The organism is Sorangium sp. So ce448 (assembly GCF_051520915.1).
Taxonomy (GTDB): domain Bacteria; phylum Myxococcota_A; class Polyangia; order Polyangiales; family Polyangiaceae; genus Sorangium; species Sorangium cellulosum_B.
On sequence record NZ_CP150343.1, the window covers coordinates 255,388 to 278,430 of the forward strand.

Consider the following 23,043-nt stretch of genomic DNA (forward strand, 5'->3'; position numbering starts at 1 on the left):
GGCGCGGCGCAACCTGGGTAGGGTGGGTTATGCAGGCACGCGCACGAGGCGAATGATGGTCGGACGAAGAGGTCTCATCTCCCGACGGTGGGCGGCCGCCTCGCTGCTCATCAGGGCGCCCCTTGCCGGTGGCTGCTCGGAGGACTACCACTTCACCCCCGTGCGCGTGAAGGCGCTCGAAGCCGCAGCGCAGCTCGTCGCCGGTGCCTGCCATACCTGCGCGATTCTCAGGAACGGTAATACCGCGTGCTGGGGCACGACGACGCGGACCAGCTTGGCGACGTTTCCATCAGCTCGCTGAATACCTCCCCGAGGTATGTCTCGCTCGCCGCGGACCCCGTGCGTCTCGCCGCTGGTCCGCGGCACACGTGCACGCTCTTCGACGAGGGGAGGGGCAGGTCTGGGAGATGAAGTGGGCGGCTTCCTCGGCATCGTGCCGGCGGGCTGCGCCGACATTTCCGGGGGCGCTGACGTCGTGGCTGGTGGGCGTTGCCCGGTGCCAGCGCGCGATGTGCCGGGCCTGGAGGGCGTGGTTGAGCTCGCGGCCGGCTGGCTCGTGGAGCGGACGACCCGTCGCTCGGGTTCACGTGCGCCGTGCGCGGTGCCGACACCGTGGTCTGCTGGGCGACAACTGGAGCCACCAGCTCGGCTTCGATCCCGAGGCCACCGCTCGTCCTCCTCGTCCTCCTCGTCCTCAACCCCGCTCGTCCTCCTCGTCCTCCTCGTCCTCAACCCGGGTGGGTTCCCGGCGACGTCCTCCTCGCTTCGCCTCGCCTCGCCTCGTCCTCAACCCGGGTGGGTTCCCGCTGCCCGACCGACGTTGCGGCGGGCGTTGGGCGTGCGCGGCGCGACCGACGTTGCGGCGGGGGCGGCACGACCGACGTTGCGGCGGGAGCGGGCGCCACAGCTGCGTTGTGCTCGGCACGGGACAGGTGGCGTGCTGGGGTTGGAACCGCAACGGTCAGAGCGGCGGCGGGCCCATCGTCGACAGCGCTGACGACGTCGTCGGCGTCACCCTCGTCGAGGGCGTCGCCGGTGCGAAGGCCGTCATCGCCGGCGGGCGGCACGGCTGCGCGCTGCTCGACGACGGCCGCGTCGTGCGCTGGGGCTCCAACCAGAGCGGCCAGCTCGGCTCCGAGGAGACCAACCTGGTCTCCGCGCCGGTGCAGGCGGCGCTCGGCGCGCTCGGCGCGCGCCGCCCTCGGCCTCGGCCTGCCCGTGACGTGGCGCATGATCTTCGGGAGCCGGGACGGGCGGCTGTCCGACGGCAAGGACGAGCGCCTGCTCGTCGACGCCGTCGCCCCCAACCACGTCGAGGTCGCGTACGAGAACGCGGCCGGCTCGTCTCACCGGCTGGGCGGCGCGGTGGGGTACAGCTTCTGAAGCGCGCCGGCGCTTCCCGCGCCCTCACCCCTCGAGATAGGAGCCGAGCTCTCGCTGCCGCGAGCGCGTCCGGAGCTTCTCCAGCAGCTTCGCCTCGATCTGACGGATGCGCTCCCGCGTCAGCGAGAACGACTGCCCGATCTCCTCGAGCGTCTCGTCCTCGTTGCCGTCGAGGCCGAAGCGGCGCCGCAGGAGCTCGCGCTCGCGCGGCTGCAGCGAGTCGAGCAGCTCGCGCGTCTGCTCGATCAGCCGGCGCCGGGCCAGCATGTCCGCGGGCGTGGGCTCGTCGTTGGCCAGCAGATCGCCGTACCGGGTATCCCCCTCCTCGCCGACGGGGGCGTCGAGGCTGAGCGGCTCGAGCGCGAGCTCGCTGATCACCCGCACCTTCTCCACGGTGAGGCCGCTGCGCTCCGCGATCTCCTCGACGGAAGGCTCGCGCCCCCGCTCCTGCACCAGATCTCGCCGGGCGCGCACCACCTGGCTCCGGATCGCGGTGAGGTGGACCGGCATCCGAACGGGCTTTCCCTGGTTGAGGATCGTCCGCTTGATCGCCTGCTTGATCCACCACGCGGCGTAGGTGCCGAAGCGGTGGCCGCGGCGGTACTCGAACTTGTCGGCGGCGCGGATCAGGCCGAGGTTCCCCTCCTGCACGAGGTCGAGCAGCGGGACGCCGAAGCGCTGGTGTTCCCGCGCGATGGCGACCGCGAGCCGGAGGTTCGCCTGGACGAGCTCGGACTTCGCCTGCGCGACGGCGCGGCGCCCCCGGGCGATCGCAGCGATCGTGGCCTCGATCGAGGCGCGCTCCGCCTTGTCCGCCTCGGCCGCTGCTGCGCGAAGGCTCCGCTCGATGCGCTCCTCGAAGGTCGGATCGAGGCGCAGCTCGGCGAGGCCAGCGGCGAGGCCCGCGAGGGCGGTCTCCACGCCGTCTTCGGTGATCTGCCGGCCGAGGAGCGAGCGGGCGAGATCGAGCAGCGCCTCGAGCCGCTTCGCGGAGGCGTCCGCCTCGGGATCACCCGCGTCGGTCTCGCACAGCAGATCCCGGAGGCTCAGCGCCCCGACCTGGACGTCCTCTGCCGTCGAGGCGAGCTCGCGCAGCGCGACGGGCGACCGGACCCACGCCTCGAAGCAGGCGAGCGCGCCCGCCTCGATACGACGGCCGATCGCGACCTCGCCCTCGCGCGTCAGCGGCTGGCTGCCGGCGAGCGCCCTGAAGTAGAGCTCGGTCGCGCCGAGCGTGGCTTGCGCGCCGGTGGCCTTCGCGCGCCGAGCTGGCGCGCGCTCGCCCGCGCGTCCGCCCGCGGAAGCGATGGAAACGGGATGACTCGATTCGGACTCGCTCGTCGAGAGCGAGGGACGGAACCTCATTCAATGCGCTCCAGTGTTGCCGCTGCGTCGTACCCGACCGCGAAGGGTGTGAGGGGGCACGATCATCAATGCGCCTCGATATCCTAACCGCTGAGGACGTAAATAGGAAAACGAATCGACCGCCGACATGGCGCATTTCCACGGCGTTTTTCGGTGTTGTTGTCCCGCTCGGCGCGGCGCGTTCTCGTTGTCCTGGGATGGCGGCGCGCGCGTGGGCGTTGCCGGACGAGTGTACGTCGCCGGACGAGCGGACGCGTCCGGCTCGATCGCGCCGCGTGGCGGAGAAGCGGGCGTTGGAGGGCGCGACGTGAGGGCGCTGGCGGAGGGGCTCGAGAGGGGGCGCTCTCGAACCGACACGGGCGGCATCGGAGTAGGGTACGGCGAGGTCGCGAGTTGCCGGGACCGTCCGGCGGGGGAGCGGGGCCGGTCGAGACCGGAGCGGGCGGCCTTGGAGGGGGCGGAGCGAGGTCGCCATCTGTCTGGTGGAGCGGCCGCGACGGGGCGGATCGATCTGAGACGGCACCGGACGGCAACGTAGGTCGGAAGAAGCGACCCTTGCGCGCGGTGGCGCTGCTGCTGAGCCGCGCTTCGGGGCGATGCGCTTCGCTTCGGGCACGACGCGGAGCGTCCCGCGCGCCGCTGGCCCTGCGCCGTCCGGGCAGCGGTTGCTATGCTCCACGCCCGCGCTGCCCTCCGGAGCGCGCGGTAGCCATTCCACCGAGGAGCGACGCGCATGATCCAGATCTTCGGCACGGCCAAGTGCAAGGCGACGCGGGCGGCGCAGCGGTTTTTCGCCGACCGGGGCATCAAGGTGCAGCTCGTCGATCTGCGCGACAAGGGCCTCTCCAAGGGGGAGCTCGCGAGCGTAGCGCGCGCGGTGGGCGGCGTGCGCGCGCTTTACGACGCGGAGAGCGCGCGGGTGAGGGAGCGCGGCCTCCAGCACCTCGGCCCGAGCGATGCGCGGCTCGCGGAGCTCCTCGTCGACGATCCGCTCCTGCTCCGCACGCCCATCGTGCGCGACGGGACGCGCGCCTGCGTGGGCGCGGCCGAGGCGACCTGGAAGGCCTTCGCCGACGCCGCGAAGGGCGGGTAGCGGAAGGGCGGGCGAGGGGATCGGGGGAGGCGGGGCCCGTGCGCGGGCCGAGGCGGCCTCGAAGGGAGCGCGGTCATACCGCGACTCCCGCCGCCGCCTCGTCGCTGGTGCAATCGCAACGTTTGTGCCAACGCTGAGGCGGCAGTCAGCGCTCGGGGCGCCTCTCCTCGACGTGGTGCCGTCGACGCTCCACGCGATGCTTCTTCGCCGGCTTCGGCTTCGCCGGAGTCACCGGCCTGACCGAGGCCCCCGCCTTCACCGTCGCCCCTGCCCTCACCGAGGTTGCCGGCCTGACCGAGGTTGCCGGCCTGACCGTGGTTGCCGGTCTGACCGAGGCCCCCGCCCTGACCGAGGCCCCCGCCCGGACCGTCGCTGCCGGCCTGACCGTGGTTGTGCGGTGCACGTGGTGATGGTGATGGTGGCCGTGTCCCTCGAAGCCGACGCGGTAGCGGACCAGGGCGCGCGGCTCGTCCCGGTAGTAGACCCAGCCGTGGTGCGACGGGTAGTACCAGCGGCCGTCCACATAGTAGACGTAGGTGCCGCGGTAGTACACGCGCGGGTAGGTCTCGACGTGGACCGGCGCCGCTGCGATGTGAACGACCGGCTCCTCGTACACCGCGAACTCCTGGTACGTGACGGTCGCATGCGCCGGCGCAGCGGCCCTGGTGTGGACTTCTGCCGCGCACCCGGTCGCGCCGAGGAGCGCGAGCGCAACGAGCGCGGCCAGCATGGCGAGCCTGCTGCTGCGCTGCTGAGCGCGCGCCGCAGCTCTGGGGGAGGAAACATCGAGGACTGGCACGTTCATCTCCATGGGGGTTCACAGGAGCAACTGCGGTGCCACCCGGCGAAGGGGGAGCGCCGCCGCGTGGCACCGCAGGGCGCCGCTCGCTGGTATAGCGCTTGCTGCCGTGCCGCGCATCGGCGCGACAGCGCCAGACTTGGATAAAGGAAGACGATCCCCATGAAACTTTCGAAGGTGCTCACCGGTCTCGCTGGCTGCGTCCTCGCCACTGCCTCGCTCACGGGGTGCATCGTCGTCGATCATGACGATGACCACGATCACCTCACGCGCGGCTCGCTCACCGTCGCCCTGACCATTGACGGCAGCGACGACCCGTGGGCGTGCTTCGATCACGACGTGAGCGGGGTCGCGGTCAGCGTCGAGGACGAGGATGGCTTCCTCGTCCTCGACGCGGTGGGGGACTGCGATGATCTCGGCCTCACCATCGACGGCCTCTCCGAGGGGTACTATGACGTCGACGTCTGGCTCGTGGATTTCGACGGACACGCGATGAGCGACATCGTGCGCGTCGAGAGCGTCGACGTGCTCGACGGCGCCGACACGCTGGTGGAGGTCGACTTCCCGTGGACGTGGATCGACTCATGACGCGAGCGGCTCGCCTGAGAGACGGCGCGCAGGCGCCTACTCGCCCGCGATCGCGGTCATGAGATCATGGACGCCGTTCCTGGATCGGGTGGGCGGGGTCGCGCTCGGGGAGCTCGGCGCTCGCGAAGGCCGCGAGCAGGCGCCGTCGCCGCCGCCCTGGGGGACATGAAGCCCTGTTACTGGGACTTCTGCGATTCCCCTTGCCGCTGCGCGTAGGCCTGGGGGCCTTGCTGCTGGCCGCGTTGCTGCTGGCCGGGTTGCAGCCGGCCGAACTGGTCGCGTTGCTGCTGGCCGAGCTGGGCGCCCTGCCGCTGGCCGGGCTGCATCTGGCTGGCCTGTCCGCGTTGCTGCTGTCCGCGTTGCTGCTGGCCGAGCTGGGCGCCCTGCCGCTGGCCGGGCTGCATCTGGCTGGCCTGTCCGCGTTGCTGCCGTCCGCGTTGCTGCTGTCCGAGCTGGGCGCCCTGCCGCTGACCAGGCTGCATCTGGCTGGCCTGTCCGCGTTGCTGCTGGCTGGCCTGTCCGCGTTGCTGCTGTCCGACCTGGATGCCCTGCTGCTGTCCGACCTGGATGCCCTGCTGCTGGCCGGTTTGCGCCCAGCCGAACTGTCCGCGTTGCTGCTGGCCGGGCTGGGTGCCTTCCTGCTGGCCGCGTTGCTGCTGGCCGTCTCCCTGCTGCTCGTGGAGCAGCAAGCAGAACAGCTGCTCGGCCTCGGTCAGGTGCTGCTCGACGTCCGCTCGCATCGCCTTCACGCTGGTTCGTATCCTGGCGTTCTCCGCGTTCGCGACGCCCGGCACGTCGAGGAGCTCGAGGGCGCGGCGATGGAAGGAGATCTGAGCCCAGATGAAGGCCGTGTCGAACTCGGCGCCTTCCTCCTCTTCCAGCGCTCCGCTCACCTCGGTCGAGCTCTCGTCGAGCTCCCGGCAACGCGAGCACGACTCCATCTTCACACCTGAACCCCTCGAGCCCGCGCCGATCTGCTCGGCCTGCGAGTGCTCCTCGACGATCTGCTCGGCGTAGCGCTTCACATCCGGGGACTCGGCCTTGTCCAAGGCGATCTGCGACAGATCCACCTCCTTCTGATGGATGAACGAGATCAGCATCGTGAGCTCCGCGTCCGACGGCTGCTGCGTCGCGCTGCGCTCTCCGCGGCCTCCTTGCCTGTCGCCCTGACTGCCGATCTGCCCGCGGCCCCCTTGCCTGCCGCCTTGATGGTCGGCCTGCTCGCCGCACATCTGCCTGTCGCCCGCGCGCTGTCCGCCGCCCTGTCGGCCGCCTTGATGACCGGGTTGCTCGCGGCCTCCCTGCCGGCCGCCGGCCTGCGCTCCACCGCCCCTCCCGGCGCCTCGCGCGCCGTCTCGGGCCGTCTGTCCGTGGCTCCTGCCGTCGGGGCCCGTGCCGGTCCGCTCTCGCCCATCCCTTCCATCGCGATTCGCCTCGGCGTCATCGTCGCTGCCCATGCAGCCGCCGGCCCCCGCGAGGACAAAGCTCCCAGCGAACATGATCGCCATGAGGCGACCTGAACGATTGCCCATCATTGCTTGCTCCTTGGCCGACACCGGCGCGCTGTTGCGCTCACCTGCCGGTTATCGGCCCCGAACATCTGGGTTCGGGAAGCGAGGATGGTGAGCGAGGTGGAGCCCTAAGCCAGCATCGTCATTTCCCCGAGCGCCCCTGCGCCCCCGGCGCGATCGCGCCGAGAGTCGCAGTCCCGCTCGGCGTTGACCCAGACCCAGCCGGTGCGCAGCGGCCGGCCCGGCGATCGACCCTGATTCCAAGGACCCGCTCGGGCACTCGCCCGCGCGAGGGCGCGCCGCTGCCGGCGCCGTCCGCCCGCGCCTGTGCGGCGGCGGACAAGCTGCCAGGCGGCCGGATCGCCACCAGTAGCCGGGCATGCGCGCGCCGCGCGTGAGGAACCCGCTCGGCCGGGTCGCGCCGCCTTCCGCCGCGCCATCGATGTGCGTAAGCTCCGGCGACGTCCGACCGAGCGCCGCCTCGGCCCTCTTCCGAGGCGCCGGTCGTCGTCATCCTATGAGAACCTCCGCGCACAACGGCCCGTCTCCCGGGCCCGCCGCCCGCGTCGACACGACGGACATCGAGGCCCTGAAGCGTGAGCTCGAGCGGCTCCGCGCCGTGGGGTCCCGGGATCGCGGGTGGCTCGACGCCGTGCTCGAGCACAGCCCGCACGGCGTCATCCTCTGCGACGCCTCCGGGAAGCTCGTCCTGCACAACCGGGCAGCGGAGCGCATCTGGGCCGGCAGCGCCTCGACCGAATCGATCAACGACTGGACGCTTTATCGCGCCTTCCACGAGGACGGCCGCCCGTACGAGGCAAAGGACTGGGCCATGGCCCGCGCGATGTCCGAACGGCAGGTCATCGAGAGCGAGGAGACCCGGATTCAGCGCTTCGACGGGACGTATGGCATGGTCCTCGGGAGCGCCGCGCCCATCATCGGGCCTGGCGGCGAGCTCGAGGGCGGGATCTCGGTGTTCGCCGACATCTCGCGCCTCAAGCAGGTCGAGGCCGAGCGCGGCGAGCTCGCCGCGCAGCTCACGAAGCGGGTCGAGGAGCTCGATCGCCGCGCCCGGCTCACCCAGGCGCTGCTCGCGGTCAGCACCGCGCTGAGCGGCGCCGTGACGGTCGAGCAGGTGTCCGCCGCCGTCGTGAGCGACATCCACCGGGTGCTCGGCGCCTCGACGACGATGATGTACACGGCGGACGAGGCGGCCGGCGTCGCGACGCTCGTCGGCCACTCGGGGCTCGAGGAGAAGCGCACGAGCCCTTACGCGAGGGTGCCCCTCGACGCCCGACTGCCGCTCTCGGACGCGCTCCGGGAGCGCCGCCCCATCTGGGTGGACACGAGGCAAAGCCTGCACGCCGCGTACCCCGAGCTCGCGGCCCTGCGGCCTGTCCGCGACGACGTGAAGGCGCTCGCCGTCCTGCCGATCGTCGCCCACGCGGCGCTGCTCGGCGGCCTCGCGTTCTCGTTCGCGGACGATCGCGCGTGGAGCCCCGAAGAGCGCGAGTTCCTGCTCAGCGTGGCGGTACACTGCGCGTCGGCGCTCGACAGGGCGCGCCTCCTCGAGCGGGAGCGCGAGGCCCGGGCGCGCGCGGAGATGCTCGCGGCGGAGCTCGAGCGGCAGCAGGCGACGCTCCGCCTCCTGAGCGAGGCGGGCGCCGCGCTCTCCGGCTCGCTCGACGTCGCGTCGCGGCTCACGCACCTGACCCACCTGGCGGTCCCCACCCTGGCCGACTGGTGCGCTGTCGACATGCTGAACGGCGATTCCATCGAGCGCGTGGCCGTCCACCACGGCGATCCCGCGAAGATCGAGCTCGCCGAGCGCCTCCGGGCGATGACCCCGCCCCGGCCCGACGCCCCGGCGGGCGTGCCCGCGGTGATCCGCGCCGGTCGCTCCGAGTGGATGGCCGACATCCCGGACGCCGCCATCGAGTCCGCCGCGCTGGGCCCCGAGCACCTGCGCCTGATCCGGTCGCTCGGGCTGAGATCGTATGTCGTCGTCCCGCTCCGGGGGCGCGACCGGACCATCGGCGCGCTGACGCTGGTCCACGCGGAGTCGGGCCGCCGCTTCAGCCAGGCGGACGTCGCGCTCGCCGAGGAGCTCGCGAACCGCGTCGCCCTGCTGATCGACAACGCGAGGCGGTTCCAGGAGGCGCAATCGCTCATCCGCGCGCTGGAGCGGACCAACGCCGAGCTCGACCAGTTCGCGTACGTGACGAGCCACGACCTGAAGGCGCCCCTCCGGGGCATCGCGAGCCTCGCCCAGTGGATCGAGGAGGACCTCTCGGACAAGCTCACCGCGGACACGCGCCATCAGATGGAGCTCCTGCGCGGGCGCGTGCGGCGCATGGAGGCCTTGATCGAGGGGATCCTGGCCTACTCCCGCGCCACGAGGTTCCGCCAGAAGCCGGAGAGCGTCGACCTCGAGAGGCTGGCGAGGGAGGTGGTCGAGCTCATCGCCCCGAGGCCGCCCGCGCGGGTGACGCTCGACGTGCCGCCGGCGACCCTGCGGACGTACAGGGTGCCCTTGCAACAGGTGCTCATGAACCTCATCACGAACGGCCTCAAGCACGCTGGCCGCGAGGACGCGGCGGTCTCCGTGTCCGCCCGGGAGCAGGGCGACAGGGTCGAGGTCTCCGTGTCCGACAACGGGCCTGGGATCGCGCCTGCGTTCCAGGAGAAGGTGTGGGGGATGTTCCAGACGCTGCAGGCGAGGGACAAGGTGGAGAGCACGGGGATCGGCCTCGCCATCGTGCGAAAGATCGTGGAGAGCCGCGGCGGGCGGGCGTGGGTCGAGTCGGACGGCAAGAGCGGCGCGACGTTCCGGTTCACGTGGCCCAGGAGGGAAGAGGCGGAGGGCGCCGCGTAGCCGCCGCGCATGCCGAGCTGCCCGGAAGGGTGCAATCAGCCGCGGACGCAGGTGACAAGGTGCTCAGTTCGAGGGCTTCGGCATCTGGAACACCACGCCTTCCTCGTCGGCTTCCACGTTGTTGACGTTCCAGTAGATGGACCCGCAGTCGACGGCGATCTCGAAGAAGTACGGCTGCCCGGTCGTGAGGGTGATCATGTCCCCCATGCCGAGGTGCGCCCTCCGCACCTCGCCTTTCCCCTCGCTGTTCATGTAAACGGTCCAGTAGACGAACTCGTCGTCCACCGCGAGCGACTTGGCGACGGCCTGAGCGTCGACCGTGGTGGTGAAGGGCGGGGCGCTCGGCGCCGCGCTCGTCGCCTTGGACTGGACCGCGCCGTTGGTGTCGGTCACCCAGTGCACGACGCCGTTGGCGAGGACGAGCGTGGTCGGGTTGCCGTTCGTCTCCGCGAAGACCTCGGCGGTCTCGCCGAGCGGATCCTTCGTCTTGCGCAGGATCTGGCGCGACCAGTAGTTGGACCAGTAGACGTGCGTCGCGTCGACGGCGACGCCGATCGGGTGGTCGTCGGGGGCGACCAGCTCGGCGACGGCCTGGCTGCCGTCGGCCTTGGCCCGCCAGATGGCTGCGGGCGTCTGCGTCGCCCAGTAGACGCTGTCGCCGAAGGAGGCGATCCGGCCGAAGGCCGTGACCGCCGGATCACCGTTCTCCTGCAAGGGGACCTGCGCGATCTGGATCGGGCTGGAGCTCGGCGGCTCGATCGAGATCCCCAGCACGTCTCCATTGCTCCAGTTGGTCCACGAGAGCTGCCCGCCCGAGTAGGTGATCCAGGCGGTATCCCCGAAGCCGAGGGTGCCCGGGAGCGTGCGCGCGGCCCCGCCGTCCTTCGGGAGGGCGACGATGGCCTGGTTGTTGGCCATGAGCACGAGATCCCGGGTGACCACCATGCCTTTCACGTTGGACCCGAGCTCCCCTTGCATCTGCGTCACCGGGCACTCCCCCACGGCGCAGTTCGACGGGGGGCACGAGGGCGTGCCGCCGGCGCCATCGCCACCGTCGCCCCCCGCGCCGTCGCCCCCGTCGCCGCCTGTGCCGTCGCCCCCATCGCCGCCCGACGTCGTCTGGGCGGAGCCTCCGTCACCAGGTCCGCTGCTCGTCGTCGTCGAGGAAGCGGCGGAAGGCCCCTCCGTGCCAGGCTCGATGCCGAAAATGAGATTGCAACCGGTGCCCGTCGCCGCGAGCGCGAGCAGGGCGCAGGGCAAAGCGATCTTGCTGTGCATGACGGAGTGTATACATCCCCGGCCACGCCCCCGGCGATCGCGGGCCACCGCCTGGGGGCGACGCTTCCGTGCGACACCGCGTTCACGCGAGCCGGCGGAGCTGCTCCAGCCGCCGCCGCGGCTCGATGTCGCGCCGCTTGATCTTCCCGGTCCTGAGCTCCTCGTAGGGCCCGCACACCGGCCGGTAATCGCACTGCGCGCACGCCCCCTCCGCCGGCATCGGCAGGAGCGCCGCCTTGTCGATCGCGTCCCCGATGATCCCCGCCACCTGGGCGGCCGCGTCGCGCGCCCGCGCGTCCAGGTAGATCGGCACCTCCGTGAACCCGCCGGCGGAGGTGCAGTAGTAGAGCCGCCCGGACTCGACCTGCGTGCCCGGGGGCATGAGCTTCTCCAGCGCGAGCGCGTAGAGGACCGGCTGGAGCGTGCCGCCGCCGCTCACGACCGCGTCGCGCGGCGCCCGCGCCTTGCCCGTCTTGTAGTCGGTCGCCCGCATCGCGCCCCACACGCTCCGCTCGACAAGGTCGATCGAGCCCCGGAGCCGGACGCCGCAGTCGAGCTCCACGGGCGCGTCCGAGCTCCCCGGATCGCGGGTGGCGAGGCGGCGCGGCAGCCCGAACGACAGCTCGAAATGGATCGGCTCCCAGTCGCGGTCCTCCGCGGCGCGCCGCAGCCACTCCCGGAGGTCGGCCCGCACCGACGCGATGCCGTCGTCCCAGACGCGCCGGATCGCCGGCGCGAGCTCGTCCGCGTAGCGCGCGGCGACGCGGTCGAGCGCCCGATCGAGCTCGGCCCGCGCCTCGTCGAGCGCTGGCAGGCCGAGCGGCAGCTTGCCCGCGTCGCGCAGGGCGACCAGCACCTCGTAGAGCACGTCGTGCACGAGCCGGCCGCGCTGGAGCGGGTCGAGCTCCTCGATCGCCTCGGGCGCCGGGCGCGGGGCGAGCTTGTGCACGGCGTAGAGGAAGAATCGGTAAGGGCACGCGGCGAAGTGCTGGAGGGCGGTCGGCGAGAACGACCTGCGCCCGAACGCGTGCTTCGCGAGCGCCTCGCGCGCCTCCGCGATCGGCTTGAACAGCCCGTCGGCGCTCGTCCAGCCAGGGATCCAGCGCCGCGCGCGGAACCGGAGCGCCCGCGCGAGGTGGGGGTTGGCGTTGAGCAGGTAGCGCGCGGTGCCGACCGTCTGCGCCTCCGGCAGGCTGAAGAGCGTCTCGAGGAGCGCGAGGTCGTGCTCGGCCGCGTCGATGGCGTCCTCGGGCCGCGCGGGCGCGGGCCAGCCGATGCGCGCGGCGCCGCCCTGCTCGGCGCGGCGCTCGAGCTCCCCGAAGCCGGGCAGCCTGCCCTCGGCCGCGCGCAGGAGCTCGAGGCCATAGAACGAAGGCACTCGAGGGCGGGACTGATCCATGTCCACGCGCGGGTACGACACGACGAGCCGCTGGCGGGCCGCGCCGACCGCGAGCCGGAGCGCGAGGCGCTCGCGCGCCACGCGGTCGTCGCTCGTGTCGAGGCCCGAGTCGCCCCCGGCGATCGTCCGGCGGAGGGCGTCGCGGAGGATCGGATCCTCGGTGACCTTCTGCGGGAAGATCCGCTCGGCGAGCCCGGGCACGAAGACCACGTCGAACGAGCGCCCGCGGGCGCCCTCGATGGGCGAGACGAACAGGCGCCCGTCGCGGCGGGCGGCCGGCGGCAGCACGAGGTCGGTGAGGCGGCGCGAGAGGCAGAGGCGGATCTCGCCGAGGTCCACCGGGCCGACGTGGGCCATCGGCGCGAGCTCCGCGAGCACGGCGAGCACGCGCTCGGGCCGCCGGAGCGCGCGCGTCGCGAGGGCCGAGAGGCGGCGCTGCCACTCGCCGAAGGTCGCGCGCTCGCCCGGGCCGGGCAGCGCCGCGAGCAGCGGCAGCGCGAAGGCGCGGAGGGCCGAGAGGTCCGCGAGCGTCCGCGCTATGCGCGCGGCGTCGCGGTCCTCGGGGGCGCGGGAGAGCGAAAGCCGGAGCTCCCGCTCGAAGCCCGAGAGCCGCGCCTCCCATCGATCGAGCCCGCCGATCACCGCCGCGTCGACGAGGATGCGCTCCCAGCGCCGCGGGGCGCGCAGGGTGCCGTCGTGCACGGGGGCGTCGGGGCCCTGGCCTGTCGGATCGGGGTTCGGGGCTGTCGGATCGGGGTTCGGGGCTGTCGGACCGGGGGTCTGGGCGGCCGGGCTGAAGCTCTTCCCTGGCGGATCGAACCCGAGATCTTCCCCCGCCATGTCGTCGTCCGGAGGCGCCTCGTCGAAGCCGCCGCGCAGGAGCTCGGGGAAGAGGTCGTCGTCCGGCGGCACCCAGCGATCGGCCTCGGGCGCGGCCGGCGGCGGCTCGCCTGCGGGCGTCGCGTCGGGGACCTGCCCGAGCGAGAGGTACTCGGCGAAGCGCGACGCCGACAGGTGCTCGGCGGCGCACGCGAGCAGCGCGAGCAGCGCGCGGCCCGCCGGGTCGGGTTGCACCGAGCCCTGCGCGAAGTGCGCAGGGATCCCGGCTCGGCGCAGCGCCTCGACGAGGTGCGCGCGGTACTGCTCGGGCGCGCGCAGGAGGATCGCCATCCGCTCGAACGGCACGCCGCGGGCGGCCTCGCGCAGCGCGATGCGCGCGAGCTCCACGCACTCCCGGCTCTCGCCGGGCGCGGAGAGGATCTCGACCTCGTCGCCGAGCCCGGGGGCCTCGTCGGTCAGCGGGTCGAACAGGTGCTCTTGCAGGCGCGCGAGCGAGGTGCTGGGCGCTACCGGCGGCGGCTCGTCGCCCGCGCCGTCGTCGGCGCCGTCGTCCACGCCATTGCCCGCGCCGGCGCCGTCGTGCGCGGCGGAGACCGCGGTCAGCGAGACTCGTCGCGGCGGCGATCGGAGCGCCGCCTGCAGGTGGCGCAGCGACGCGGCGTCGCCGGCCGGCACGGTGGCGAGCGCGTCCGGCGAGCGCGCGGCGACGGCCTCGAGGAGCTCGCGCTCCAGGGCGAACCGCACGGGCAAGTCGAGCAGGAGCATCGGCAACCCGAGCAGCGGGTGGCGCGAGCGGGGGTCGCCGTCGTCCGCGGCCCGGGCGCGCTCGGCCGCGAGGCGCAGGACGATCGCGCGATCGGCGAGCCCTGCGTCGTCCAGCGCGGCGTCGAAGGCGTGGGCGATGCGGTCGAGATCGGCCGGCGCGAGCGCGTCCGGCGCGACGCCGGAGAGCCGCGCCTCGTCGAGGGTCCGCGCGACGGCGCGCGGCAGCCCGGGTCGATCCGCGACGCGGGCGAAGCGGCCGAGCAGCCCGTCCTGCGCGAGCCCGTCGAGGGTGCGCGCGCAGAGCGCCTCGATGGCGAGCGCGCTGGCCGGGACGAGGCCGCGCTCGGCGAGCGCCGGCATCGCGAGCGCGGCGGCGAGGCGCCCCAGGGTCAGCCGGTGCCAGCCGAAGGTGGCGCGGCGGCCGCGGATCGACGCGCGGGCGAGCTCGCTCACGGCCTCGACCGAGGCGCCGACGAGGAGCACGCGCTCCGCGGGGCGCCGGCGGCGCAGCCAGCCCACGGCCCGATCGAGGCGGGCGGCGGCGCTGGGGGAGGTGATGACGGCGTGGGGCACGGGGTGGCTCGAAAGGCGGCAGAGGCCGCGGGGAGGTGATGAGTGAGGCTTACGAGCTCGGCAGTCTGCCGTTGGCTGGCATCGCTCAGCTCAGGTCCGGGAGCACATCGGCGATCGATGCAGCGACGATGGCCCGTTCAAGCCACCGCTCCAGGAGCTCAGGATCCTTCTCGATCAGGATACGCTTGCGCAGGATGTCCGGTACGGCGATGCCGCGAACCCGGAGCGCGGTCAGCACGGCACGCGCCGCCTCCTCGGCGCGCCCCTCGTTGCGGAGCTGCTGCTTGTATTCCTCGAACCAAGCCTGGATCTCTGCGCTCACATCGTCCTCCTCGTCGGTCGTCGGCTCCTGTTGGTCGAGCCCGAAGTGTAACAGCAGCGGCATGACGACGCTCTTCTCCCAGGCATCGCGGGGCAACGCCGCCAGGTCCGCCACCGCCTCGCGAAAGCGGCGGCCCGAGCCGAGCAGCCGCAGCAGCAGGGTTGCGCGCGTCCGGGGCAGCTCCGCGAGCACCACCACGCGCATCGCCAGGCCCGGCACGGCCTGGTAGACGCCAGCCTGCTCCGGCTCGCACCGGTAGGCGTCGAGCACCGTCTCGGGACGCCCCGGGCCAATGACGACCAGCGCAGGGAAGGCGACCGCCGGCTGCGGTGGCGTGTCCGTGTCCTCGTCCGGCGCGACGGAGCGCGCTGCAGAGCGGGCGCGGCGCTCGAGCTCGTGGTGCCACGTGAGCTGCTTGCGCAGGCATTGCCGGACCTGACGAAGGCTCGGCGTGCCGTGGAACGGCTCGAACAGGCTCGGCTCCGCCGACAGCTCGCCGAGCAGGCCCATGGCGGCGCGCTCGGACGCCCGCGCGGGATCAGGCACGCTGTAGACATCGATCTTCTGTGTCGCCGCCAGCACCTCGACCTCGGTCTCGGCCGCCGAGACGAGGCTCAGCCCGTCCCGCAGCAAGCTCTTGGTGAACTGGTCGGAGCGGTTGTGCATCGGCGCGGGACTCTAATCGAGCATCGCGGCATGTCCAGCCTTGTTCGATGCGAAGTGGCCAATCGAAAAGCCGCGATTTGCGCTGCGAAAGTAGAGCTGTGTGCGTAATGCAGCGTGCGAGAACAAGCGCTTACCTGAAGGGAGAGCCAGTTGTGTGGAAATCTTTGTCGGCCGCGTGGGACTTCCGCTCGGATGAGCGGGATGAGCACGACGCCCGGCTCACGGCCTTCCAGGCCAGTACCTGACGACCGTGTGACAGTCGCCGACCTGCCACCCCTTGGCTGCATCCCAGCGCAGCTTGAAGACCTCGCCGCTGGCGTCGAACTCGTCATCGTATTCGCCCGCGTCGAGCTGCAGCAGCTCCGCGTCCGGGCCCGTGCGGCGGAAGGCCACCACCTGGAGCCGCGCGCTGTCGCCGGGCGAGTAGCGGAGCGAGGCCTCCGAGAACGCTCCGAGCTCCGTTAACGGGACTCCCACCTTCGTGCAGCCCCGTTTCGTGAACGGCTGCAGCTCCCCTAGCTCCGGAAAGCCAGCGACGCGGACGGATGGCCTGAGAAACCATCCGAGCGCAAAGGAAACGACGGCGACACCGAGGACCAGGAGGTAGCGCAGCTTTGCGGATTGGAAGGAGGTATGCACGTCGTGTCCCGATGGGCTCAAGGCGTCTCTCTCGGTGGGATCAACCCAGCATGGCCCCGGAACGAGGCTCGATGGGAGGTCAGCGGCGGCGGGGGGCGAAGCGGACGAACAGCCCTTCCGGCTTCATCGTGAACCCGAGGAGCTCCTTCACGGGCCGCGCCGGGTCGACAAGCGATACATCGAAGTCGCGCGCGACCATGGCGCCCACCATCGCGCTCTCGACCATCGAGAGCGCGCGCCCGGGGCAGACCCGCGGGCCGCTGCCGAAGGCGAGGGCGGCCCGCGGGTCGTGCTTGCCGGCGCCCGCCGGCCGCGGGGACAGCCAGCGCTCGGGCATGAACGAGGCCGCGTCGTGGAAGTGCTCCTCCTTCAGGGCGATCTGCCGCGTCAGCAGGATCATCCGCGTCCCCGTCGCGAGCCGCAGCGAGCCGACCGACGTGTCCGCGCAGGCCTCCATGAACAGGATCGGCGCCGCGGACTTCAGCCGCAGCGTCTCCTGCGCCACCGCCCCGAGATAGCGCAGCCGCTGCGCGTGCTCCGGGCTCTCGGGCAGATCCGCGTCGCCGAGCTCGGCGTCGACCTCGGCCCGCATCCGCGCCTGGACGTCGGGGCGCAGGGCCATGAAGTGGAGCATCCAGGCCATCGTGTCGGCCGTCGTGTCCTCCCCGGCGAGCAGCAGCGTGAGCACGTTGCCGAGCACCTCCTGCTCCGATAGCCGCGCCTTCGGGTCGTCGGCGTCGCGCGCCACGAGCAATGCCTCCAGCAGCGAGCGAGGCGCCGCGGCCCGCGCCGGATCCCTGTCGAGCTCCGCGCGCGTCGTCCGGAGGATGCCCAGCATCCGCGTGCGCACCTCCGAGAGCGCCTGATCCAGGGCCCGATCGGCGGGCAGCTTGACGTGCCGCCAGTACGGAAATGGCGCGAAGATGCGGCGGTTGAGCGACGCGAAGACCGTCTCGAGCTGGTGCGACAGGGGGTCGGTGCCGTGCTCGATGAGGTTCATGTCGAGGCCGAACGCCACCGCGGTGGTGACATCCACCGTGTAACGGGCGAGGTCTCGCCGCGCGTCGACCGGCGCCCCCCGCGCGGCCGACGCGCGCCATCGCTCCCGGAGCCGGCGGGTGATCGTGGAGAGCGTGCCGTGGCTCTCGCGCAGCTGCCCGGCGGTGAACGCGCTCATCACGAGCCGCCGCTGCCGCGTCCACTGCTCCCCCTCGGCCGAGAAGACGCCGCCGAAGCCCATCTCGTCGATGAGCTCCTGCAGCGGGCTCCAGCGGCGGAACTCCTTCGGCCGCTCGCGCAGGATGCGCTGGACGAGCTCGGCGCCGCCGACCACGATGACCGGCGTGCGGCCGAGCCAGAAGGTGTAGAGATCGCCATACCTGCGGTTCCAGCCCTCGAGCGTGAGGTGGAACTGGGTCGGCCGGATCTCGAGGAGGTTGCCGAGCAGCGGCAGCCTCCGCGGTCCTGGGAGCGTCGATAGATCGCGCATGCCCGCTGAAGGGGCGACTTCTGCTCTGGCGGTCTCCATGGTCTCCTTTCGAGAGAGCGAGAGCGGCCAGCGCTGGCGCCGCCGCGGTCAAGGTGCAACGTAGCTCGTCCTGGCGTGTGCGTGGGCGCTCACCGGCGCGCCGCCTTCGTCACGCGCCGGCATCGCGCGCGCGGGGACGGGGCGCCCCCGGGCGAGCCGGCGCATGGCGAAGCTGCGCGGCAGCCGCGGGTCGACGAGGGGGCGAGCTTGCCGACGGCCGCTGCCCCGCCACCGGTGCTCCGCGATCGTGGCATCGGAGAGCGCGCGAGGGCCGCGACCGCGGCGCCATGCCCTCTCCGGAGCGGAGCGAACGTCCGCGCCGTCCCTCCAGCGGTGATCGCCCCGACGGGATCCCCCCGCTCGCGCGCGATTCCAGGACTCCCCGGCGCGCCCCGCGGCCGACACGCGCGCTCGCCGAGCATGGCGCTGGCACTGCGCTTGTTATGCCCCCCGCGCGCCCGCGGGTCCGAGCGGCGCTGAACCGTGGGCGCCTCCGCAATCCGCCGCTCTAGACACCATTTCTGGACGGAAAGGTTGCAGTATGAAGAATGCCATCCCGATCGCGATCCTGTGCCTCGGCGGGCTCGGCTGCGCGGACGCAGCTCCCGGGGGCGACGGCGAGCAGCCATTGCTCACGTCCCCGCAGCGCATCGTCGGAGGCGCTGTGGACACGACGCACGCCTATGTCGTGGGCGTGGGCAATCGGAACCGGGCGTACTGCAGCGGGACCGTCATCTCGCGGCGCACCGTGATCACCGCGGGGCACTGCCACGGTGCGCTCACGCGCGTCTTCTTCGGCCCGACCCTCGGGCGGCGTTCGGAGAGCGTGCGGATCGAGACGTCGAGGAGGCACCCCGCCTTCGATCCCGCAAGCCTCCAGAACGACCTTACCCTCATCCGCCTGGAGAGCGACGCGCCCGTGCAGCCCGCGCCCCTCCTGCGCGAATCGATGGAGAATACCACCTGGTACGTCGGGCCGGACTACACCTTCGTCGGTTACGGTGTCTCCGACGGCGTCGCGGGGACGGGGTTTGGCATGCGCCGCGCCGTGACGTTCCCGATCGTGGCCGTCGGCCCCGCCCAGGTCGGCGGGACGCCGGGGACGATCGACGCGACGCAGTTCTATTATCAGGTCCCCGACATGAACACGTGCGCCGGCGACTCCGGAGGTCCGGCGTTCCTCGTGCGCGGGGGCGTCGAGCGCCACGCCGGCGTGACCTCGTTCGGCGACGACCCCTGCACGCTGGACGGGGTGCAGGCGCGCACCGATCTCGACCAGATATCTCGCTTCATCCAGCCGACGATCGACGAGTTCGAGCCGGACAACCCGTGCCGCGCGGACGGCCTCTGCGAGGCCGCGTGTGACGTCGGGCCCGAGATCGTCGACCCCGATTGCGCCGATCTCCACTGCGGCCAGGATGGGGTGTGCGCCCTCGCCTGCGCGTTCCCGGCCGACCCGGACTGCGCGCTCCGCGCCGGCGTGCAGGTGCGATGACTCGACAGGTGAAGGCCAGCGGGCGCCGGCCGCGGGCCGCGCCGCGAGGCGGAGCTCAGGGCGTGTCGGCCGGGTCCGCCGGGTCGCTGCCGGCGCTCCGCTCGTCGCCGTCGAGGAAGCCGTCCTCGTCGCGATCGAGGCCGATGCGGTAGCCCGAGCCCGGCGGCGTGCACGTGTAGGTCAGGGGTCGCCCCGTCGCGAGGGCGATCTGGCGGAGCACCGCGTCCGGGATCGGCGGCAGCGCCATCCGGTCGGCGACGAACTGCCCTGCTCCGGTGTGAAGGAAGCCGATCTCCTGCAAGGTCAGGTGGCTCTTCGCCACGAGATCACACTCGCCGGCGTCCGCCCTGGCGATCAGGAGATCGACGCGCGGATCGGCGGAAGCCTGGTTGCCGGACGAGAGCGTGACCTGCTGGCCGACGATCGGCGCGACGTTCGAGTCGAAGGCGAGCAGGAACGACTCGAGCTGCCGGCGGACCGCGTCGCCCGCCGGCGAGTCCGGCAGGCCGTTCGGGTTGTCCGGGAAGGTGCCGAACTGGTTGGTGAAGCCGGTGAACGGCGAGAAGCCCATCCCGCGGAAGAACCGGAACAGCGTGTCGAAGCTCCCGTCGTGCAGGAAGCCGAACCCCCGCACCTGATCTCCCATGGGATCGTTGTCGCCGGGCAGGATGCCGAACAGCGGGGCGGCCATCCCGAACATCCCGACCTTCTGGTACATGTTGCGCAGGTGCGGCGTCTTGATGAGCTGCGGCTGGAAGTCGAACGTCATGTTGCCGTTCGCTCCGAAGAATCCCGGCTTGTCGACGCCGGGATTGCCCTCCGGGTCGAGGACGTGACAGCCATTGCAGATGGCGGTGCCGTCCAGGTTGCCGCTCACGAAGGTGTCGCGCCCGGCCTGCTGATCCGGCGTGAGCGAGTTGTCCAGGCGGCGGATCGGGTTGGGCGGATAGGTCACCTGCAGGATGAAGTCCGCGAACGCCTCCATGGAGGCGGCCGGGATCGGGCCGCTCCGGCCGAGGAGATCGGTGAAGCCGGCCTGGAACTTCATGAACGCGGCGCGCTCGTCGAACGAGCCGCTGTCCGGCTGCGCGGTGGGCGCGTCGTTGCCGCCCGTGCGATCGCCGCGCCAGTGCATGGGGCCGTGGTTGGCCATGCCGCGCAGGCTCTGGGTCGTCGTCGGGCCCTTCATCGGGTGGAACTGCCGGGGCATCGGCTGCTGCGTGAAGAGGTTGAGCAGCGGGCCGACGAAGGGGCCCGGGTTGGTCGTGACCGGCTCGTCCGGATTGCCGAGATCCCACCCGAGGCTGTCGAAGTCGCCGAAGATATGGCAGCTCGCGCAGGAGGAGTCGCCGTGCGCCGAGCTCACGCGCGCGTCGTAGAGGAAGCGCCGCCCGAGCGTGACGCTCGGCGGCTCGGGGCTGTACATCGCGATGTGCGCTGTCTCGGTCCGGGTCGCGGTGTCGACGATCGAGATGGAGTTGTCGAAGCGGGTCAGCACGAACAGCTGGCCTCGCGCCTCGTCGAGCGCGAGCCCCGACGGGCCGCCGCCGCTCACCTCGATGTGGTCGGAAGCGTCGGGCACGAACGTGTCGCCCTCGAGCGCGGCCGTGCCGAGCACGCCGACCTTGCTCGACCCGAGCGCGGCCACGTAGAGCGTCGCGCCGTCGCTCGTGACGGCCATGTCGACCGGCTGGGCCAGGCTCGCCTCGCTCTCGGCGTTCGGCGTGGGGGCGCAGCAGACCGAGTAATCGATGTGCTTGTTGAGGTGCCGCGGCGCGACGCGCGGGGGGGCGTTGCCGGGGCGGAGCACCGTGATCCGGCTCTCGTGGAGGTGGCCCCGCAGGCTCTGCCCGGCGAAGACGCCGGGGCCCTCGAACCGCTGCTCGTTCCGCGCGTCGGTGTTGGAGACGTAGACCTTCCCGTTCACCGGGTTGACGACCATGTTGAAGAGGATCGTCCCGACGCCGGTGAAATGGCCCGAGGGCCCGGCGATCGGCCGCGGGGGGGTCGCCATGGCGTTGATGGCGAACACGTCCTTGTCGGGCAGCGAGAGCCGCACCGTGTCGTCCCAGGTGCGGCCGAGCTCGTCGACCCAGTGCGCGCCGTCGAACTTCACGATGAGGCTGACCTCGGGCGCCGGGTCGCCGAACGCGTTGGTCATCGGGCCCGGCGAGCCGCCGTTCGCCGCGCCGCCGTCGGGCACGAGCAGCTCGGTGACGACGGTGCTGCGGTTGCCCGAGTGGAAGCCGGCGGCGTAGACGCGCGCGCCGTCGGGCGTGGCGGCGAGCGCGCGCGGCGTGTCGGTGAAGAGGGTGAGGATCGCGAGCGGCTCGCCGCCGAGCGACGCGCCCAGGTGGTTCGCGTCGAACACCCAGACGTCGGCCCGGCCCACGCCCGGCGTGGTGAGCTGCGGATCGTTCGGGTTGTTCTGGCCGCGGTGCGCCGCCGTGATGAAGGCGCGGCGCCGCCCGGGGCCGGCAAACACGATGTCTCTCGGCTCATCGCCCACGAGCAGCGTGCGCTCGACGCGGCCGCCGTAGCCGCCAGGGGACAGCCCGACGACGCTGACGCTGTCGGACAGGTGGTTCACGACCCACACCTCGGTGTCGCTCCGCGCCGCCACGGCCACCGGATCCAGCCCGACGGGTATCGAGCTCCGGTGGACCAGCGCGCCGTGATGGACGCGGAAGACCTCGAGGCGGCCATCCGGCGTGTTGAGCGCAAAGAGCAGGTTTCCGCTGGGAGAGAGCGCGAGCGGGCGCACCTGCCCGCTCTCGAAGAGCGTATAAGACGGCTCGGCCAGGGCGGGGGCGCTGGCCGCGAGGACAAGAGACGACGCCGCGGCGGACAAAAGGCCGCCGGCGACCCTTCGCAGGGCGAACGATGACTTCATATGACCTCCTCGAGAAAGCGACTTCAGGCGATCGGGGATCGAGTGATCATTCAACAACTAACACGGACACGCTCTTTGGGGATCCAGGAAAGAGCATTTATGTTTCAATGTTGAAATGCGCGCGGCGCACAGTCCACAGCGCACAGCGCACAGCGCACACCGCCCCACGATCATGAGCCTTTTCAGGGGTGCAGCGCGTCATGAGGCAAGCGTTGAATGGCGACGCGCGCAGCCCACCGGCGCACCCGAACGACGGGTGGTGAGCCCATGTGCGTTCTGCGCCGGCCGCCCAGCGCGACGCTACTTCTTCGCCGTCACGTACCGGAAGTCGCACCGCTCGGCGCCCGTGCCGAGGGTGCCCGTGCGGCGGAGCTCGATGCCGTGGAGCTCTTTCACCTTGAGGTCGTCGAGGCGGCAGATCATGGGGACGATCTCCGGCGCGCCGTGCCGCCGCGCGAACGCCACGATCGGGCACGCGCGCACGTCGAAGGCCAGGAGCGCGCCGGTGCCGCTGGCCTCGTCGAAGCGGATGCCCTCCGGCTCGTCCGCGCGCAGGCTCACCATGAGCAGGCTCCGCGCTGGTTTCAGCCGGAACATCACATCCATCGCGGCGGCGAGGAGCGGGCTCCGGTTCAGCTGCTTGCGGTAGAAGGCCAGCAGGATGTCCTCGGCGAGGCGCAGGGCCGGCTCGCGGTCCACGCCGAGGTCGTGCAGGAGCGCCTGGTAGATCGCGAGCACCGGCGGGCCGAGCTCGAAGAGCTTGCGATTCATGCTGCTCTGGAACCGCGGCATCGTCGCCTCCAGCGCGAGATACCGCTCCTTGGCGCGCGTGTGGAGCTCCGCCGCACACTCTTCGCCGAGCTCGCGCGTCGCGATGACTCGGCCTTCCGTAAGGATCTGCGCGAGACGTTCGGACGGCGACGACATGCTGGAAATTTACCACATGCGGCGCCGTGGCAAGCCTCCTTGTGGGAGCTTCCGTGAGCGGAGTGGCCGGCTGAAGGGGCCTGCTGGCCGGCCAATCGACTGGC

At 72.0% G+C, this 23,043-nt stretch carries 16 protein-coding genes and 1 pseudogene; 7 read left to right on the forward strand and 10 right to left on the reverse strand.

The window, feature by feature from the left end:
* Positions 1-509 precede the first annotated feature (509 nt).
* Positions 510-1,118: pseudogene (locus WMF45_RS01060) on the forward strand (hypothetical protein); the annotation flags it as partial.
* A gap of 112 nt (positions 1,119-1,230) precedes the next feature.
* Entirely contained in the window at positions 1,231-1,383 is a 153-nt protein-coding gene (locus tag WMF45_RS01065; protein WP_437715117.1) for a hypothetical protein, read from the forward strand.
* A gap of 24 nt (positions 1,384-1,407) precedes the next feature.
* On the opposite strand, the gene WMF45_RS01070 is transcribed toward WMF45_RS01065, so the two are convergent.
* On the reverse strand, positions 1,408-2,748 hold the full coding sequence (locus WMF45_RS01070) for a sigma-70 family RNA polymerase sigma factor (RefSeq protein ID WP_437715118.1): 1,341 nt from the start codon (positions 2,746-2,748) through the stop codon (positions 1,408-1,410).
* A gap of 733 nt (positions 2,749-3,481) precedes the next feature.
* Here WMF45_RS01070 and WMF45_RS01075 point away from each other — a divergent pair.
* Positions 3,482-3,841: an arsenate reductase family protein gene (locus tag WMF45_RS01075; RefSeq protein ID WP_437715119.1), complete on the forward strand. Its 360-nt coding sequence runs from the start codon at positions 3,482-3,484 to the stop codon at positions 3,839-3,841.
* Between the two features lie 145 nt (positions 3,842-3,986).
* Here WMF45_RS01075 and WMF45_RS01080 read toward each other — a convergent pair whose 3' ends face one another.
* On the reverse strand, positions 3,987-4,640 hold the full coding sequence (locus WMF45_RS01080; RefSeq protein WP_437715120.1) for a hypothetical protein: 654 nt from the start codon (positions 4,638-4,640) through the stop codon (positions 3,987-3,989).
* Between the two features lie 162 nt (positions 4,641-4,802).
* Between WMF45_RS01080 and WMF45_RS01085 the strand changes: the two genes are divergently transcribed.
* Positions 4,803-5,228 carry a hypothetical protein gene (locus tag WMF45_RS01085; protein WP_437715121.1) on the forward strand — a complete coding sequence of 142 codons (426 nt, stop codon included), beginning with the start codon at positions 4,803-4,805 and terminating at the stop codon, positions 5,226-5,228.
* 176 nt (positions 5,229-5,404) lie between these two features.
* Here the strand turns inward: WMF45_RS01085 and WMF45_RS01090 are convergent, their stop codons facing one another.
* Positions 5,405-6,328, reverse strand: coding sequence for a DUF4142 domain-containing protein (locus WMF45_RS01090; protein WP_437715122.1), 924 nt, complete (start codon positions 6,326-6,328; stop codon positions 5,405-5,407).
* Between WMF45_RS01090 and WMF45_RS01095 the strand changes: the two genes are divergently transcribed.
* Together WMF45_RS01095 and WMF45_RS01100 are read left to right on the forward strand one after the other, a co-directional pair.
* Positions 6,308-6,748: a hypothetical protein gene (locus tag WMF45_RS01095; RefSeq protein WP_437715123.1), complete on the forward strand. Its 441-nt coding sequence runs from the start codon at positions 6,308-6,310 to the stop codon at positions 6,746-6,748. The genes WMF45_RS01090 and WMF45_RS01095 overlap by 21 nt on opposite strands.
* A 508-nt stretch (positions 6,749-7,256) precedes the next feature.
* Positions 7,257-9,614, forward strand: coding sequence for an ATP-binding protein (locus WMF45_RS01100; protein ID WP_437715124.1), 2,358 nt, complete (start codon positions 7,257-7,259; stop codon positions 9,612-9,614).
* Between the two features lie 63 nt (positions 9,615-9,677).
* Here WMF45_RS01100 and WMF45_RS01105 read toward each other — a convergent pair whose 3' ends face one another.
* The 5 genes from WMF45_RS01105 to WMF45_RS01125 form a co-directional block, all read right to left on the reverse strand.
* A complete protein-coding gene (locus tag WMF45_RS01105) occupies positions 9,678-10,892 on the reverse strand; it encodes an ABC transporter permease (RefSeq protein WP_437715125.1) in 1,215 nt (404 codons plus the stop codon).
* Between the two features lie 82 nt (positions 10,893-10,974).
* The gene (locus WMF45_RS01110) at positions 10,975-14,469 is read right to left on the reverse strand and encodes a PD-(D/E)XK nuclease family protein (protein ID WP_437715126.1); all 3,495 of its coding nucleotides are present in this window, start codon (positions 14,467-14,469) and stop codon (positions 10,975-10,977) included.
* A gap of 85 nt (positions 14,470-14,554) precedes the next feature.
* Complete coding sequence (locus tag WMF45_RS01115) at positions 14,555-15,457, reverse strand: hypothetical protein (RefSeq protein ID WP_437715127.1); 903 nt, start codon at positions 15,455-15,457, stop codon at positions 14,555-14,557.
* Positions 15,458-15,676: 219 nt separating this feature from the next.
* The gene (locus WMF45_RS01120; RefSeq protein ID WP_437715128.1) at positions 15,677-15,934 is read right to left on the reverse strand and encodes a hypothetical protein; all 258 of its coding nucleotides are present in this window, start codon (positions 15,932-15,934) and stop codon (positions 15,677-15,679) included.
* Positions 15,935-16,175: 241 nt separating this feature from the next.
* On the reverse strand, positions 16,176-17,624 hold the full coding sequence (locus tag WMF45_RS01125; RefSeq protein ID WP_437715129.1) for a cytochrome P450: 1,449 nt from the start codon (positions 17,622-17,624) through the stop codon (positions 16,176-16,178).
* 541 nt (positions 17,625-18,165) lie between these two features.
* Here WMF45_RS01125 and WMF45_RS01130 point away from each other — a divergent pair.
* The gene (locus tag WMF45_RS01130; protein ID WP_437715130.1) at positions 18,166-19,119 is read left to right on the forward strand and encodes a S1 family peptidase; all 954 of its coding nucleotides are present in this window, start codon (positions 18,166-18,168) and stop codon (positions 19,117-19,119) included.
* Positions 19,120-19,174: 55 nt separating this feature from the next.
* On the opposite strand, the gene WMF45_RS01135 is transcribed toward WMF45_RS01130, so the two are convergent.
* Positions 19,175-22,012 carry a hypothetical protein gene (locus tag WMF45_RS01135; protein ID WP_437715131.1) on the reverse strand — a complete coding sequence of 946 codons (2,838 nt, stop codon included), beginning with the start codon at positions 22,010-22,012 and terminating at the stop codon, positions 19,175-19,177.
* A 300-nt stretch (positions 22,013-22,312) separates the two neighbouring features.
* Positions 22,313-22,939, reverse strand: a complete 627-nt coding sequence (locus tag WMF45_RS01140) for an L-2-amino-thiazoline-4-carboxylic acid hydrolase (protein WP_437715132.1) — start codon at positions 22,937-22,939, stop codon at positions 22,313-22,315.
* Between the last annotated feature and the right edge of the window lie 104 nt (positions 22,940-23,043).

Bases quoted from the DNA above. Each gene is read 5' to 3' on its own strand.
- WMF45_RS01065 (WP_437715117.1), top strand. From the start codon at position 1,231: ATGATCTTCGGGAGCCGGGACGGGCGGCTGTCCGACGGCAAGGACGAG.
- WMF45_RS01070 (WP_437715118.1), bottom strand. From the start codon at position 2,748: ATGAGGTTCCGTCCCTCGCTCTCGACGAGCGAGTCCGAATCGAGTCAT.
- WMF45_RS01075 (WP_437715119.1), top strand. From the start codon at position 3,482: ATGATCCAGATCTTCGGCACGGCCAAGTGCAAGGCGACGCGGGCGGCG.
- WMF45_RS01085 (WP_437715121.1), top strand. From the start codon at position 4,803: ATGAAACTTTCGAAGGTGCTCACCGGTCTCGCTGGCTGCGTCCTCGCC.
- WMF45_RS01095 (WP_437715123.1), top strand. From the start codon at position 6,308: ATGGATGAACGAGATCAGCATCGTGAGCTCCGCGTCCGACGGCTGCTG.
- WMF45_RS01090 (WP_437715122.1), bottom strand. From the start codon at position 6,328: ATGCTGATCTCGTTCATCCATCAGAAGGAGGTGGATCTGTCGCAGATC.
- WMF45_RS01100 (WP_437715124.1), top strand. From the start codon at position 7,257: ATGAGAACCTCCGCGCACAACGGCCCGTCTCCCGGGCCCGCCGCCCGC.
- WMF45_RS01105 (WP_437715125.1), bottom strand. From the start codon at position 10,892: ATGCACAGCAAGATCGCTTTGCCCTGCGCCCTGCTCGCGCTCGCGGCG.
- WMF45_RS01115 (WP_437715127.1), bottom strand. From the start codon at position 15,457: ATGCACAACCGCTCCGACCAGTTCACCAAGAGCTTGCTGCGGGACGGG.
- WMF45_RS01125 (WP_437715129.1), bottom strand. From the start codon at position 17,624: ATGGAGACCGCCAGAGCAGAAGTCGCCCCTTCAGCGGGCATGCGCGAT.
- WMF45_RS01130 (WP_437715130.1), top strand. From the start codon at position 18,166: ATGAAGAATGCCATCCCGATCGCGATCCTGTGCCTCGGCGGGCTCGGC.
- WMF45_RS01135 (WP_437715131.1), bottom strand. From the start codon at position 22,012: ATGAAGTCATCGTTCGCCCTGCGAAGGGTCGCCGGCGGCCTTTTGTCC.
- WMF45_RS01140 (WP_437715132.1), bottom strand. From the start codon at position 22,939: ATGTCGTCGCCGTCCGAACGTCTCGCGCAGATCCTTACGGAAGGCCGA.